The sequence below is a fragment of the Paenibacillus dendritiformis genome (assembly GCF_945605565.1).
GTDB lineage: Bacteria > Bacillota > Bacilli > Paenibacillales > Paenibacillaceae > Paenibacillus_B > Paenibacillus_B dendritiformis_A.
On record NZ_OX216966.1, the window covers coordinates 3,089,093 to 3,105,068 of the forward strand.

Sequence of the window (15,976 nt, forward strand, 5' to 3'; positions counted from 1 at the left end):
AAGTCAAATGAGCAGCCGTGGGCGGAAATCTGAGCCGAGGGAGATTGCTTCAATGAATATCCGAATGGGCTAACCTGACTCGATGGGAGAATGATGAAAAGAACATAGAGGTAGGAACTGCTCAGAAGGCAGGACGTTGAAATGAGCAGCTGAGGGTCGAATCTGAGCCAAAAGGAGATTGCTTCAATGAATATCCGAATGGGCTAACCTGACTCGATGGGAGAATGATGAAAAGAACAATAGAGGTAGGGAAAGAACAATAGAGGTAAGGAACTGCTCAGAAGGCAATACGTAGAAATGAGCAGCCGTGGGTGGAATCTGAGCCAAAGGGAGATTGCCTGGAAGGATATCTGAAGGGGCAGATAATGCTGCAAATTTGTAAGATTGGTTGGACGAAAGGTGGAATATGTTGTGATATGATGGGGGGTGAGAATGAGGAAAGCTGGTGCTGGCATTGAGAATATTTCGTGGTCTTGTCAATCTCATTATTATTATATTAGTTTGGGCGATCCTTAAGAATATCTGGGAGCCTGCTGCTTATATATTTGTGCCATTGCTTGCAATTGTGATGTTCTCCGGGCTGAACAACAAAGCGGAGCAGGAGAACGAAACAGGCCGGCACGATGAGCAGGGGGAAGCTCTGACTGAATGGGACGGTCATGATAATGATCAAGATGAGTATGAAGAAAATGAGTACGATGAGGATGATGATGAAGAGGACGAAGAAGACGAGGAGTATGATGAACTGGTCGAGGATGCTGCGGTCATCGTAGCTCAGGCAGGCTATGCTTCCTCGGAGCTGTTGGAGGCCGAGCTTGACATCGATGAGGAAGATGCCGAGTACATATTGAATGAATTGGAGGAGTATGGAGTTGTTGATGAAGCTTCAAGCGACAGTTCTGTACGGAAGGTGCTCCTGACGCCGGAGGGAGTTAAGGCGCTGGTGAACTCCTGGCATGAGTATGAAGATGATGAAGACGAAGATGAAGCTGACGACGGAGACGACGAGGACGAGGCTGGTTGGCATAGCTTGAGAGATGAACGGGTGAAGAATGCGGGATCGGTTGTGGTGGGCGCGGGTTATGCCTCGGCGGATCTGCTGCAGTTCCACCTTGCTGTCGACAGGGATCAGGCGATCGAATTGCTTCAAATTTTGGAAGCTTGCCATATCGTTGGTGCAGCAGAGGGACATCGCACCGAACGAAGCGTGCTCGTGACTCCTGCGTGGCTGGATAGAGTAAGCCGGGAACTATCTGAGGAAATAGTAGCTGAGACTGAGAATGGGCTAGAAGGTTTGCTTCAGCAACTGGACGCTCTTCATGGCATGGAGGCGGCCAAGCAATATGTCCGACAGTTGGTTGATGTGCTGTCAGAGATGAAGGAGCGGGAAGACCTCGGGTTCGATACCTATGAACTGCGAATGAATATGATTTTTGCCGGCCTGCCGGGCATGGGACAGATGACGATCGCGCGTATTGTCGGCAAATTATTATATGAGATCGACATTCTCTACGAGGGGGAGGTTGTGGAGGTCCCTTTCTGCGAACTGCTAGGGTCAGATCCGTTCGCAATCTCTACAAAGGTCAACGATGCTCTTGACGAGGCTTCCGGCAATGTTGTCGTCATTCCTGATTTGTACCGGCTGTCTGAGCCGGGTGCGCCGGAACAAGGCAGTGAGGCGATCCATTCGCTGTTAAGCTATCTGGATCAGTGCAACGAGGATATCGTTGTCATTTTGATCGGGCCGCCGAACAAGCTAAATAGCTTACTGGACAAATATATCGGAATCCGGGCCTTTTTCCCGTACTTGATTCCGTTCTTGCGAACGGCGACGCCATCAGGTAAGGATCTTTCGGATGTGGCGGCCGATCGCTCTCATCAGTTCGAACGCTCTTCCTTCCCTACGGAACAAATTGTGCCTGAAATACTGCCTTCAGCCACACCGCCATGGGAGCATGCGGAACCGGAGGCTGTTGCTCCGCAATCCGAACCGGTTCAGCAGAACGAGGAAAGAATTGAACTGGATGTGGTTCAGGAGATTGGGGAGAGACTTGAGCAGAATGGGGTTCAGCATAATGTGGAGAAAAATGAACCGAATATGGTTCAGGCAGAACCGTTCGACTGGGAGGCGGAGCTGAGCCGTAGCGAAGAACTGCACGATCAGCGCGCCACGCTGGCTGAATGGGCGGAGCAGCTCCATGCCTATCGCGAGCGGAAGACCAAAGGCATATATGCGGATACTCCTTCGGCCTGCTTCGTGTTCAAGGGAGGCGCCGAGTCGGGAAGATCATCACTGGCTCATTGGCTGGCCGGGCTGTATAAGCATTATGGTATCGTAGCCCGCGGACATGTCGTAAATACGGAGCTGCAGAACGTACGGTCGGTGCAGGAGCTTCATGATCAGCTGCAGAACAGTCTGCAGCAAGCGGAGGGCGGATTGCTTGTCGTCCGTATTCATGAACTGTGCTCGGCCCCCGAGCGGGTACAAGCGGAGCGGGCGGTGGCGGATGCGCTGATGAAGGCGACGGATAAGATGAATGCGGACAAGGTCATCGTCATTGAAGGGCCGGAAGAAGAAGTGAAGGCATTCCTCGATGTCAGCTCGGTGCTGCGTATGCGGTTTTCCAAGCAAATCGATTTGAATCGGATTCCCGCCGAAAAGGCTTAACAATCGCATTCTGCGAAAAGAGGAATGAAGAGCCGTTGAGGATAACTGATAATGCAGCCGTTGGCGGAGCCTATTCATATATGTCTAGCAACGGGACGGCATGGTCCAAACGTACTTTCCGTCCAAGGGATGAACTTGCAAAAGGTGATCTGGACCGGGACCGATCTGCCTGGCTCAGGGGAAGACGGATTGCTGGCAAGGATCAAGCCAAAGAAAAAGTGAGCCTTGCTTCCTGCGCGCCAGCATGCTGCCATAAGATGCCTGCCGTCTGCTCATCATCGGCGGGCGGGCGTCTTATGCTTCAAACGCTTGATATTCGCTTCCTAATCTTGTATGATAAGGGTACCTTATAGGAATGGGGAGCTTTTGATGTCGGTGTTTTGTTCTTAACCAACCCAATTGGATAGCGTGAATTCCATCGTGTCCATGTCGCAACAGAGCCGAACTGTGGCGTCTGTTTGTGATGCGCGAATGGAATGTCTCACACGTGTTAAGAACAAAGGCCATCCACGTTGAATTCCATCGATTGCGATCAGCCGTGCTCTTGAGCGCGGCTTTTGTTGTGCACGGACCAGCCGCCGGCTTGCCCAGGATCCGGGAACGATCCTGGGCAGGGCGGCGGCCCGGGCGCGGTGCAGCCTGCAGGGACGACGCCTGCAACTGGGCGACAGGCTGGAAGTCCTGCCGCATCCGGCAGATTCCGCATGCTCGGGCGAGGCGCATTCCGTTGAGCAGGCTGCCGACCAGCAACGATCGCTACGAAGATGACAGGGCAGAAGATGGACGTATGTTCATGTTCTGCCCTTTTTGGCGTTGAAGCTGTCATGGCCTTGTTCTATCTTATTAATAGATGAAACGAGGTAGAATTTTCCATGAAAACCCTATTCGATACAGTCCATGAAAACATACGCCTGGATGAAGGCCCGCATGTCATTGAGCAAATGCTTATCGCCTGTTATGTGAAGCCGGGCATTGCGACGAAAGAATTGGCCCGGCACACGCTGCTGCCGGTTCCGCTTGCGACGGCCGTCAAGAAGGAGCTTATCCGCGCCGGCCTGCTCCGGCAGGAAAGGGGAGTGCGCTGCACGCCTGCAGGCGCTGCCTGGGTCGAGCAGGAATGGGATTATGACGGACTCGATATCGCCATGTACCATGCCTTGCTGAAGGGCGATAAAGCTTGGCGGACGGTGCTGGCCGACTGGTGGAATGATTGGAGCGGCATTTATGAAGCCCGGCCGCAAGCGGATGTGCAGATCGATCAATCGAAATGCACGATGGAGACCAGTCTGAAGCGGGCGATTCTCTGCTTGCGCGAGCACGCGCTGATCGGTAAGCGGGTGCTCTGCATCGGCGACGACGATCTGGTCAGCATCTCGCTCGCACTGCTTCTGAAGCGGCTGTTCCCGGGGAGAAGCAGTCTGAGGGCCGGGATTCATGTCGTCGATATTGACGAGCGCTTCCTAGACTATATTCGAGATGTCGCGATGCGGGAGCAGCTGCCGATTCTATGCCACCATGCGGATTTGCGGCAGCCGCTGCCGGAGGAGCTGCACGGCCGCTTTGATTGCTTTTTCACGGATCCGCCATATACGATGCAGGGCATGAGCTTGTTCCTGTCCAGAGGCATCAGCGCCCTCAAGCGGAGAAAAGGGCTTCCCATGTTCCTGTCGTTCGCGCACAAGCCGCCCGGCTTCACGCTGGCGATGCAGCAGGAGTTCATCCGCATGGGGTTGATGGTGCAGGAGATTATCCCGCATTTCAATGAATATGAAGGGGCGCAAATGATTGGCGGCCAGGGGCAAATGATTGTGCTGAAGTCGACGGAGCAGACCGCTCCGGGCCAGGAGGAACGCTACGAAGGTGCGATATATACCGGCGAATTCCGGCGGACGGAGCGCGTGTACCGCTGCAAGCAATGCCTTGGTACGGTTAGGGTCGGTCAGAACTTGGAGATCGGCACGATTGAACAGTTGAAGCAGCGCGGCTGCTCCCGCTGCGGGGGCTTCATCTTCGAGCTTGTGGAAAAAAAGCAGAACGGCGAGACAGGGGATTCCGTACCGTCCGTGGCCAATGAGCGGCAACACGGATAGTTGAACGCAATGAAAAGAAAAGAACACCGGCCTCCCCGAGGAGGCCGGTGTTCCCTATGCAGGCTCACGCGCGGACGGTTTCCCGCTTCCGGGCAGAGCACGGATGGTCCGGCAGCGAACCGGCGCCGGACAGGGCAGTACACTCCCGGAACGCGAAGTGCCTGCACCCTTGACAGCGCGCCGGACTGATGCGCGTCAAGGCGAAGTCGATGGCAGCGCCCGTCCGATCGAAGAAATGCTCGGCCCCGATGCAATCGGCCAGTCCGGTCCGGGACAGCAGCGTTCGCGGCTGGTCATGGATGCCGGTCACCAGCACGATGCCGCCTTGGCGCTGCACGCGGCCGACGAGAGCCGACAGATTCGATTCGGCGGTCGTATCCATGTACGGGACGCGGCCCATGCGCAGAATCAGCACGAGCGGGGTGTCTGCGGACTGATCGGCCAGCGACTGCTCGAATGACTGGGCCGCTCCGAAGAATAGCGGCCCTTCGACCGTGAACATGCTGATTTGCGGGCAATGGCGGCCGTCTTTCACGATCCGGGAAGAGACCTTGGCCTTCCGGTCGGCCGGATCGGGCAGTACCTTGGCGACCTTGACGCCTTCGCTCATCCGCTTCACGAACAGAACGACGGCCAGCACGAGCCCGGCCTGCACCGCCACCGTCAGATTGAAGAAGACGGTCAGCAGAAAGGTGACGGTCAAAATAATCGAATCGGCGGTCCGTGTCCGCAAAATATGCAGAAAAGCTTTGCGCTCGCTCATGTTCCAGGCGACGACCATCAGAATCGGCGCCATGGCGGCAAGCGGAATATTCGAGGCGTACGGCGCGAAGAACAGCAGCACCAGCAGCACGACAAGCGCATGCACGACCCCGGACACGGGAGATACGGCTCCGTTCCGGATATTGGTCGCCGTCCGGGCGATCGCTCCGGTCGCGGGTATGCCGCCGAACAGCGGCGTGACCATGTTGGCGATTCCTTGACCGACGAGTTCGCGGTTGCTTTTGTGCCGATCGCCCGTCATGCCGTCGGCGACGACGGCGGACAGGAGCGATTCGATGCCGCCGAGCATCGCGATGACGAAGGCGGGCTGCAGCAGATGGACGATGCGATCCCAGCTGATTGCCGGCACCCGGAATTCGGGCAAGCCGGCCGGAATGTCGCCGAAGGTCGAGCCGATCGTGGCGACCTGGCCCGGGAAGAACCAGGCGGCAGCCAAGCTGGAGATGAGCAGGCCAATCAGCGATCCCGGAATCCGGGGCAGCCATCTTGGTGTGATCAACAGGACGGCAAGACAGAGGGCGGCGGTCAATACGCTGTATAGGTTGAGCGACGGCAGCTGCAGGACAAGGGCGCGCATGTCTGCGATGAAGCCGCCCTGCTTGTCAACGTGCACACCGAGGAAATCCGCGATCTGCCCCGTAAAGATGATGACGGCGATCCCGGAGGTGAATCCGATTGTGACCGGCCGCGGGATGAAGCGGATGACGGCTCCGAAGCGGAGCAGACCCATCAGCAAGAGCATGACCCCGGCCATGAAGCCGGCGATGAGCAGATTTTCGTAGCCATACTGCAGGACGATGGCGAACAAAATCGGAATGAACGCGCCCGTCGGCCCCCCGATCTGGAAGCGCGAACCGCCCAGCAGCGAAATGAGCAGGCCCGCGACGATCGTCGTATAGAGCCCGTACTCCGGCTTGACGCCCGAAGCAATGGCAAACGCCATCCCTAATGGAATGGCGACAATGCCGACAATGCTCCCGGAAATCATATCTTTCTTCAGTGCCTGCACGGTATATCCGGCATAACGTCCGCGCAACAACGGTTTCATTCACTTTCCCCACCATTTCTAAATATCTGATTATTTGAATATACAAAAAATCATATATATCATTTCCGCTTCTGTCAAAGCCGGTGTAGCGCCGTGTATGGCGGCCAGAAAGGGAAAAGAGAGGAAACCCGAGTCCGTTACTCGAATCCCTCTCTTTTATGAAGATTCTTGCTTTTTGATGTTTTGCAGCATCGAAATCGAGTTGACAAGATGATTGTCGAAGATGCGCTTTGCCACCTGAAGCAGATCCTTAATCATCGGATCGCGCAGAGAATAAATAACCGAGGTTCCGTCCTTGACGCCGTAGACGACGTTCTTGCCGCGCAGGACGGCCAATTGCTGCGAGACGGCCGAACCCTCGATGCCAAGGATCGACTGGATTTCGTTCACCGTCTTGTCGCCTTCGCACAGAACCTCCAATATTTTGATTCTCAAGGGGTGTGCCAGCGCTTTGAAAAACTCGGCTTTGAACTGTTGAATGTCCGGATACATGGCGTACTCCCTTTGTCATAGAAAGAGTAGATATAGAATAGTGTACCACAAAACGGACGCTTCTGGAAAAGAAGCATGGAGACCGATGCGATGGTGCCTCGGTCTCATCAGGATGAGAGCGGCGGGGAATCATGGCCCTCTGCCGCCGCATGTTTCTTCTTCAGAATGAACCCGGTGCTCGCCGAGAGCAAGTACATCGTCCCTCCAACGATATATACCGCCTGCGGGCCCCACATATCGGCCACTGTTCCGGCGAATAGCACCGACACCCCGAACAGAACATAGTTGATCGTGCTCTGCGCCGCGAACACATTCGGCTGCTCGGCGAGCGGAGTGTATTGCTGGACATAGGTCCGCTGGGCGATATCGCGCAGCTGGTAGAACGGGCCCATCAGCAGGACGATGGCCAGGGCGATGAAGGCCTGCGTATTGAACGCGTAGCCGTAGGCGAACAGGCTCACGCCGAAGGAACCGACAATAATGGTGCTCACGAGATGGCGGTGGATGAGGGCCGACAGCTTGAGCGTAATCAGCCCGCCGATAATGGTGCCTGCATAGTAGGCGGCATTGATATAGCCCCACCACGCTTCATCCTTCTGCAGCACTTCCTGCGCAAATACGAGCGTGACGCCTCCAATCCAGATGCCGCCCGCGATTCCTTCGACGATATCCATCCACGTAATGATCCGCATCTGCGGATGCGTGAACAGAAAGGTCCAGCCGGCCAGCATGGAGCGGGATCCTTTCTCCTTCCGTTCAACCTGTTCCTTATGAGACAGGCGGACGAGGAAGAGGCAGCCGAGGAGCAGCAGCCCGGAGGACAACTGCAGCACGAGCGAATGGCCGAGCTTGGCGACAAGAATGCCGCCGGCGGTCCAGCCGAGCAGCGACAGCATCTGCATGCTGGTCGAGACGAGGCTGTTGGCCTGCACGCGCTTGTCCTCGTCGACGAGGCGCGGATAGAGCGCATTGGCCGCGGCGGATGCGCATCCTTCGACATAGCCGATAAGCACGATGCCGCCGAACGCATAGCCGAGAAACGCCGACGTCGGCAGCATCGCTGACAGGGGCGCCAGAGAGAAGGCCACAAGCGCGGACAGCGCGCATTGGAGCAGCAGGAACAGCCGTGTCACGTTAGCAACCGTCAGCTTCGTATACCAGAACGGCAGCGAGAAGCTGCTCGACAGCACGGCGATGGAGCGGACGAAGGAGACCGCTCCGGCGAAGGCCGCCGACCCGGTCAGTTGGTATACGGCGGCGATCAATGTCATCATATAGAGCGATCCGGCCAGATTGGCGAATGATCGGCTTGATAATAACGAATAAAAGGAACGATTCAAGCAAACACCTCATTGCATCGGCGGTTCGCGTGGAAGACGGGGACCGGTCTTGGCGAATAACGCGTTAAAGTAATTTTTTCCTATTATACCATGTCGGAATAAGTATGCTACTTATTTTTTTGTAATAATTATTCTACTTTACTGGCCTGCCTCAGTTTTTTCTGCGAACTGTCTTTCCTTTATTCGATGTTCCTGATATATTAAACCATAAATCATAATATATCTTTGAAAAAAAATTTCAGAATGCGTTTGCTTGAAGCAATCAGATCATCTGAACAGTATGCCTGCTCGAGGACATCACCAACAGGAGGGAAATACGATGATATTGAACGAAGTGCGGCAAGAGATGCTTCGGCTGCTTGGCCCGGAACGGTTCCGCGACGATATGGAAGCGCTTATCACGCATTCGTATGATGCGACACCGATGCTTCAGACGCTGCCGGATGCGGTCGTCTACCCGGAATCAACGCAGGACGTGCAGCATATTCTCCGGCTGGCGAATGAGCACCGCATTCCGATTGTCCCGCGGGGAGCGGCCAGCAATCTCTGCGGCGGCACGGTGCCGGTATCCGGAGGCATCGTCGTGGCGATGACCCGCATGAACAAGCTGCTGGAGCTCGATACCGACAATCTTACGGCCACGTTCCAGCCGGGGCTGAATACGAAGCAGTTCCACCGCGAGGCTGAGAAGAAGGGGCTGTTCTATCCGCCCGATCCGAGCAGCATGGTGATCTCGACCTTGGGCGGCAACATTATGGAGGGCGCCGGCGGATTGCGCGGCTTGAAGTACGGCACGACCAAGGACTATGTCATCGGTCTGGAGGCGGTTCTTCCTTCCGGTGAGGTCATCCGGACGGGCGGCAAGCTGTACAAGGACGTTGCCGGCTACGACTTGACGAAGCTGCTCGTCGGGTCCGAAGGGACGCTCGCCATCGTAACGGAGGCGACGGTGAAGCTCATCCCTGCGCCCAAAGTGAGACAGACGATGCTGGTTGCTTTTGAAGACATTTACGCAGCCGCGCGCTCCGTCTCGGGGATTGTGGGCGCCGGCATCATTCCCGCGACGCTGGAGTTCATGGATCAGCCGACGATACGGGTCGTGGAGGAATACAATCATATCGGCCTGCCGACCGATATGGAAGCGGTGCTCTTGATCGAGCAGGACGGGCAGGAGCCGCTTGGCGTCGGGAAGGATATGGACGCCATCGCCTCGATATGCCGGGAGGAAGGGGCGGCCCGCATCGATATGGCGCAGGATGAGCATGAGGCGGAGCAGCTGATGAAGGCGAGGCGCAGCGCACTATCGACCTTGGCGCGCATCCGGCCGACGACGATATTGGAGGATGCGACGGTTCCCCGTTCCCGCATCGCGGATATGGTCTTGGCCATTAACCGGATTGCGGCCCAATACGAGTTGAATATTTGCACCTTCGGCCATGCCGGGGACGGGAATCTGCATCCAACCTGTACGACGGATGCGAGAGACAGCGCGGAGATCGAACGGGTGGAGCAGGCGTTCGCCGATATTTTCGAGGAGGCGATCCGGCTCGGCGGCACCATCACCGGCGAGCACGGCGTCGGCACGGTCAAGGCGCCTTATCTGGAATGGAAGGTCGGGGAGGCCGGCATCGCCGTCATGAAAGGGATCAAGCAGGCGTTCGACCCGAACGGCATCATGAATCCGGGCAAAATCTTCGCCAAGCCCGCACGCAAAAGGCTGGTGATTACGCGATGAGCTGCGGCAGCATGACCAACAGCGAGAACGGCCTGCAGGACAAGGAACGCGGTCAGCGTCAGCCGGGCGCGCTGCAGCGGCAGCTGGTCCAGACGCTCGATTACGAGCAGCTGATGAACTGCATGCGCTGCGGATTTTGCCAGCCGTCTTGCCCGACGTTCCGGGAGACCGGCCTGGAAGCCGCTTCTCCGCGCGGGCGCATCGCCCTCATGAAGGCGGTGGCGGACGGGCTGATGGAGCCGGACGCGGCCTTCAAGCAGCAGATGGATCTGTGTCTGGGCTGCCGTGCTTGCGAGCCGGTATGCCCCTCCGATGTCAAATACGGCCAACTGTTGGAGCAGACGCGGGAAGTCTTGTTCGAGCATACGGAGCCGCAGCCCGGATCGGTACCGCTGCGCCGGCTGCATAAGCTGGCGAAGCCTGTCTTCAAGCGCCATCGCCGCTTGCGGCTGATGAGCACGATATTGCAAGCGTATCAGCGCTCCGGTCTGCAGCGGCTGGCACGGCGGGGCCGGATGCTGCGATGGCTTCCGCAGCATATGCAGACGATGGAGCGGATTATGCCCCAGGCCGACAGCCGCGGCGTCGTGAAGCGGGCCGGCGGGCACCGGTTCCCTGCGAAGGGGGAACGCATCGGCACGGTCGGGCTGTTCCGCGGCTGCATTATGGATGTGCTGTTCACGGAGACGAATGTCAATACGGTGCGTCTGTTGACGGAGGCCGGCTACGATGTCGTCATTCCGGAGGAGCAGTCCTGCTGCGGCGCCTTGTTCTCCCATAGCGGCGACCGGAAGACGGCGCGAGAGTTCGCCTTGCAGAATGTGAAGGCGTTCCGGGAAGCGGACGTGGATTACATCGCCTCCAATGCGGGGGGCTGCGGGGCGACGCTGATCGAGTATGATCATCTATTGGCGGAGGAAGCGGAATGGGCCGAACCGGCGCGACAATTTTGCAAGCAAGTGAAGGATATTAGCGAGCTGCTGCTGCGCTCGGGCCGTTGGAACGAACTGGCGGATCCGGCCAAGCGATCACCGGATGCGGATTCGCGCCGCTCCGTCACGGTCACCTATCAAGATTCATGCCATCTCCGCAATGTGATGCGGTCCGGCGACAGTCCGCGCCGCTTGCTGCGCATGATGCCGAATACGAAGTTCGTGGAGCTGGAAGGGGCGGAGATCTGCTGCGGTTCGGCAGGCATTTATAATCTGGTGCAGCCGCAGATGGCGAACGATATTCTCGACGCGCGAATGGACGCGGTGGACAATACGCAGGCTTCCGTCATCTTGACGAGCAACCCGGGCTGTCTGCTGCAGATGAAGGCGGGAGTGGAACGGGAGCAAGCGCATGACCGGATTCAAGTTATGCATATTGTCGATTATTTTGCGGAAAAAGTGTTGAAATAATATTTCATACTAAATACAGGCAGGAGGAATGGACGTGAATGTCATTCCATTGCAGGCCGAGTGGCTGGTTCCGATGCTTGACTTATGGAACCGGGAGTTGGGCGAGCATTTTCCGATGCGGGAAGAGCTGCTTCGGCACAATACGTTGCAAGATGTCAATGTCTATGCACCGGGTTCATGGCTGGCTCATGGACCGGATGGAACGCTGCTCGGCTTCGTCATAGCGAAGACGTGGCAGGAAGAAGAACGCGGCATGAAGCTGGGGGAAGGCGGGGGCTGGATTCAGGCGCTGGTCGTTCGTTCCGAGGCGAGGGGCCGCGGGCTGGGAAGCCGGCTGCTTGCGCTGGCGGAAGAAGCGTTGCAATCGGCCGGCGTGGACAAAGTCTTTATGGGACGGGATCCGTGGCATTATTTCCCCGGAGTTCCGACAGCGCTCGCATCGGCCCGCCCATGGCTGGAGCGGAGAGGCTACCGCTTTTTATATGAAGTGCATGATCTGTATGCAAGCGTCAAGAATGAACCCGCCGTCCGTCCGGCCTATTCTGGGGGCGCGCAGGCGAGACTGCTGCAATGTAGCGATCGGGAAGAAATGCTGCGTTTTTTCCGCAGATGCTTCCCTGGACGCTGGTATTATGAGGCGCAGTGCTATTGGGAACGCGGAGGGCAAGGCCGGGAATTCCTCGGCCTGTTCACAGAGAGCGGAGAGATGATCGGCTTCTGCCGCGTCAACGATGAAGCTTCCCCGTATATCGCCCAGAATACGTACTGGGCTCCGCTCGTCCCGGAGCCGCTCGGCGGGATCGGTCCGCTCGGCGTGGACAGCCGTTATCGCGGCAAAGGCTACGGGCTGGCCTTGGTAGAGGAAGGCATCGCGGAATTGCAGGCGCGCGGGATGAAGCATCTCGTCATCGACTGGACAGAGCTCGTCGAGTTTTACGCCAAGCTTGGCTTTCAGCCGTGGAAGAGCTACGATCTGATGGCGAAGTCGTGGAGCGAGGATTCGTAGGGCCGTGCGCTCTTGCCGGAACAGGGAGAAGCAGTGGCCAACATAGGAGCGCCCCGGGCGATGCATTGCAGATGCCTGGGCGTATGGTGGACGGGCGGGCCCGGGGGCGGCCCGTCCATTTGCCGCTGCTGCGCCATGCCGGTCAGATACCGATGGCGTTCGGCCGTGCCGCAAGGTAAGATAGAGACATCAGGATACGATATCAGGCATGGACAAGCATCCGAGAACGTGTCCGAGCGGAATGAAAGGGGGAACCACCCATGTTTGCTTCGCCGACGAAAGGCGGCCTGATCATGCTGTCCGATATGCTGGGCAAGCTGCCTCCGTCCGAGAAGAAAATCGCGTCGTATATTTTGGCGCATCCCGAAGAAGCGATCTCGCTGACCGCTTCCGAGCTGGGAGAGAAATGCCATGCCAGCAGCGCTGCCGTCATCCGCTTATGCAAATCGCTGAAGTTAAAGGGCTTTCAGGAATTGAAGCTGCGCATTGTCGGAGATTTGAATAAGTCGGAGAGCGAAGGGTACCGCGACATCAAGCCGAATGAGCAGGTTGACACGGTATTGGCGACCGTGACGAACAACAGCATTCAGGCGCTGCGGGAGACATCGGAGATTGTGAACCTTCACGATATGGCTGCGGTGGCCGAGCTGTTGATCCGGGCACGGAACATCCATTTTTTCGGCGTGGGGGCATCGTCGATAATCGGCATGGATGCGCAGCAGAAATTTCTCCGGATTAACAAGCCGGCCACCGCGTTTACGGATCTGCATGTGGCTGCAATGAATATTGCGAACATGACGGAGGAGGATGTCGTATTTGGCATTTCCTATTCCGGAGAGACCTTGGAAGTGGTCGACCTGCTGAAGCTGGCCAATGCGAAGGGCTGCCAGACGGTCAGCCTGACCCACTACGGAGATTCGCCGGTCGCCGCGGAAGCGGGCATCAACCTGTACATCTCGGCGACGAAGGAAGCGACGTTCCGGAGCGCCGCGACGTCTTCCCGGCTTGCCCAGTTACACATCATCGATGTGCTGTTCATGTGCGTCGCCTCTCATCAATATGACGAGACCGTGCAATACTTGGATCAGACGCGGGAAGCGATTCGCTTCATCAAGGACCGGCACGGTTAAGAGTTGGACAACCTGATACTCCGGGCAACGGCCCCTCCCGTGACTTCATGCCGCAGGAGGGGCTTCGCGCTCCGAGGCTTCCGCACCGCCGCCGCCCGCCTGCATATAATGTAATCCGCCCAGATGATGTTGGCGGCAGGCAGAACACGGCAAGGAGGGAACCCGAATGATGGATCGGCCGTCGTTGATGAAGCGAAGAGACGAAAGGGCGAGCGCTTATACGCACGGCATCGGAATGGTATGCAGTCTCGGCGCGTTGGCTCTGCTGGTGGAGGCGGGGATAAGCCATGGGACGGTATGGCATATCGTCAGCGCGGGCGTGTATGGGCTGACGCTCGTGATGATGTTCGCGATATCGACGATCATGCACAGCACCCCCGAAGGGGAGCGCAAGGCATGGCTGACGATGGCGGATCATATGTCCATTTATGTATTCATTGGCGGGAACTACACGCCGTTTCTGCTTGTGTACATGCGGAATGAATTCGGCTGGAAGCTGCTCGGGGCCATCTGGGGGACGGCGATTGCCGGCATTATAGTGAAGCGATACTATACGGGGCGGTACATGTGGATCTCGACGATCGGTTATCTCGCGATGGGCTGGCTCATTGTCGCGGCCTGGCCGGAGTTGTCCGCCGTGCTGTCACCGGCGGGTCTTGTCCTGCTCGTATGCGGAGGCATCAGCTACTCGGCGGGCATCGTATTCTTCGTATGGGAAAAGCTTGCGTATCACCATGCGATCTGGCATCTGTTCGTGCTGGCGGGGGCGGGACTGCATTTCGTATGCATTTACCGCTATGTCCTGCTCGGCTGACAGCACGCAGTTTTTAGGAAGGAGGGACGCCATGCCACGCAGGAATGCGGCCGGCATGACGCCTCTCTTCATGGCGAATAATATTACAATTACAGATGGCGCTCGGCGTAAATGCGCATGGCGTCGCGCAGCGTCTCCGCCAGAGCGGGATGGAATCGGTCGTACAGCTTGCGGAAATCGGCGTGGTCCACGTACAATTCGCCCAGGCCGGCATAGACCTCTCGCGTTGGGGTGTAGAAGCGGCTCACCCATTGGAAGTGCTCGGCGATAACCTCCTGAATCGGGTCGCTTTCCGGTGGGAAGCCCTCCCGAATGAGAGACGCTATTCGATCGTGAATGCGCTCGGACTCCTGCTGCACTTCCTGCCAGTCGCTGCGCGACCAGGCGTTGGAGCGCGCTTCGCTCTCCCGGATATGGCGTTCAGCGCCCGCTCCGTATCTTTCCTTCAATTCCTCTACATACTTCTCCTGCTTGCTTCGGTCAAATCCGTCGAACCATTGCTCTGCGTTCATGACTTGTTCTCCTTTCGTGTCGTCCATCGTGCGATCCAGCGTGGCCACCAGTCGCTGAAGCCGCTCGATTCGTTCGGTCAGCAGCTGGCGGTGCTGCTGGAGTGCTGCCCTCTGATCGAAGGTATCCGACTGCATCAGCCCCTGAATGTCCGTCAAGGGGAGATCCAGCTCCCGAAAAAACAAAATATGCTGCAGCTGCCGCAGCTGATCGTCTTCGTAATAGCGGTAGCCATTCTCTCCGACATAGGCCGGCTTCAGCAATCCGATCTGATCGTAATACCGCAATGTCCGGATAGTGACGCCGGATAGCTTCGATACATCGTTTACGGTGTAGGCCATCGATTCATCGCCCCCTTCATGCCTCTGCTTCGAGTTCAAGTGTTCAAGCAACCTTCTTGGTGCTGAAAACCCGCCTTTTTGAACACGCCCATTATAAAGGGTGACGTAACGTTACGGTCAATATGCAAAAAAAGAAATGTGCGAATGTTAAGGTTGATCCCTTGACATGGTGGTCGGTTTCGGATATGATTAGGAACGTTGATGGGCTGTAAAGGTTTTTTCCTTGACGAAAGGAGTGGCCCGGATGAACGAGGAACATGTTCTGGAGAAGACGAACCGCGTCAATATGCTGTTCGATTTCTATGAACCTCTCTTGACGGAGAAGCAGCAGACGTTCCTGAAATGTTATTTTCAAGATGATTTTTCATTAGGCGAGATCGCCGCTGAATTCGGCATTAGCCGCCAGGCGGTGTATGAACATATTAAGCGGGCGGAACAGACGCTCGGCTCCTATGAGAGCAAGCTCGGATTGGTAGCGAAGTACGAACGCCGGAAGCAGCTGCTGGATGCGCTGCGCGACGAATTGAATGAGATAATGGGTATGCCCGACCCGCAGCGTGCGGAACTGCAGAAGATTATCCGTGAACTGCAGGCGTTGGATTAAGGGAACGGGGTG

12 protein-coding genes are annotated in these 15,976 nt (G+C 56.9%); 8 read left to right on the forward strand and 4 right to left on the reverse strand.

The genetic code is table 11. The annotated features are described in order from the left end of the window. The first annotated feature begins 547 nt into the window (after positions 1–547). Entirely contained in the window at positions 548–2,668 is a 2,121-nt protein-coding gene (locus tag NNL35_RS13440) for a P-loop NTPase family protein (protein WP_254553430.1), read from the forward strand. An 872-nt stretch (positions 2,669–3,540) separates the two neighbouring features. Next, positions 3,541–4,758 (forward strand): bis-aminopropyl spermidine synthase family protein, encoded by a 1,218-nt coding sequence (locus NNL35_RS13445; protein WP_254553431.1) that lies wholly within the window; start codon positions 3,541–3,543, stop codon positions 4,756–4,758. Between the two features lie 64 nt (positions 4,759–4,822). On the opposite strand, the gene NNL35_RS13450 is transcribed toward NNL35_RS13445, so the two are convergent. The 3 genes from NNL35_RS13450 to NNL35_RS13460 form a co-directional block, all read right to left on the reverse strand. Further along, a complete protein-coding gene (locus NNL35_RS13450) occupies positions 4,823–6,589 on the reverse strand; it encodes a SulP family inorganic anion transporter (RefSeq protein ID WP_254553432.1) in 1,767 nt (588 codons plus the stop codon). A 156-nt stretch (positions 6,590–6,745) separates the two neighbouring features. Further along, positions 6,746–7,081 carry an ArsR/SmtB family transcription factor gene (locus NNL35_RS13455; RefSeq protein ID WP_006676633.1) on the reverse strand — a complete coding sequence of 112 codons (336 nt, stop codon included), beginning with the start codon at positions 7,079–7,081 and terminating at the stop codon, positions 6,746–6,748. Between the two features lie 107 nt (positions 7,082–7,188). Further along, a complete protein-coding gene (locus NNL35_RS13460; RefSeq protein WP_254553433.1) occupies positions 7,189–8,421 on the reverse strand; it encodes an MFS transporter in 1,233 nt (410 codons plus the stop codon). A gap of 319 nt (positions 8,422–8,740) precedes the next feature. Here NNL35_RS13460 and NNL35_RS13465 point away from each other — a divergent pair, with 319 nt between their 5' ends. The 5 genes from NNL35_RS13465 (at position 8,741) to trhA (ending at position 14,509) form a co-directional block, all read left to right on the forward strand. Continuing rightward, positions 8,741–10,156, forward strand: coding sequence for an FAD-binding oxidoreductase (locus NNL35_RS13465; RefSeq protein WP_254553434.1), 1,416 nt, complete (start codon positions 8,741–8,743; stop codon positions 10,154–10,156). A gap of 11 nt (positions 10,157–10,167) precedes the next feature. After that, a complete protein-coding gene (locus tag NNL35_RS13470; RefSeq protein ID WP_254553435.1) occupies positions 10,168–11,559 on the forward strand; it encodes a (Fe-S)-binding protein in 1,392 nt (463 codons plus the stop codon). 28 nt (positions 11,560–11,587) lie between these two features. Next, positions 11,588–12,565: a GNAT family N-acetyltransferase gene (locus tag NNL35_RS13475; RefSeq protein ID WP_254553436.1), complete on the forward strand. Its 978-nt coding sequence runs from the start codon at positions 11,588–11,590 to the stop codon at positions 12,563–12,565. 260 nt (positions 12,566–12,825) lie between these two features. Then, the gene (locus tag NNL35_RS13480; protein ID WP_254553437.1) at positions 12,826–13,695 is read left to right on the forward strand and encodes a MurR/RpiR family transcriptional regulator; all 870 of its coding nucleotides are present in this window, start codon (positions 12,826–12,828) and stop codon (positions 13,693–13,695) included. 166 nt (positions 13,696–13,861) lie between these two features. Further along, positions 13,862–14,509 (forward strand): PAQR family membrane homeostasis protein TrhA, encoded by a 648-nt coding sequence (gene trhA, locus NNL35_RS13485; protein ID WP_254553438.1) that lies wholly within the window; start codon positions 13,862–13,864, stop codon positions 14,507–14,509. 89 nt (positions 14,510–14,598) lie between these two features. Here the strand turns inward: trhA and NNL35_RS13490 are convergent, their stop codons facing one another. After that, positions 14,599–15,360, reverse strand: coding sequence for a MerR family transcriptional regulator (locus NNL35_RS13490; RefSeq protein ID WP_254553439.1), 762 nt, complete (start codon positions 15,358–15,360; stop codon positions 14,599–14,601). Positions 15,361–15,604: 244 nt separating this feature from the next. On the opposite strand from NNL35_RS13490, the gene NNL35_RS13495 reads away from it, so the two are divergent. Then, entirely contained in the window at positions 15,605–15,964 is a 360-nt protein-coding gene (locus NNL35_RS13495; protein WP_087443022.1) for a putative DNA-binding protein, read from the forward strand. Positions 15,965–15,976 lie beyond the last annotated feature (12 nt).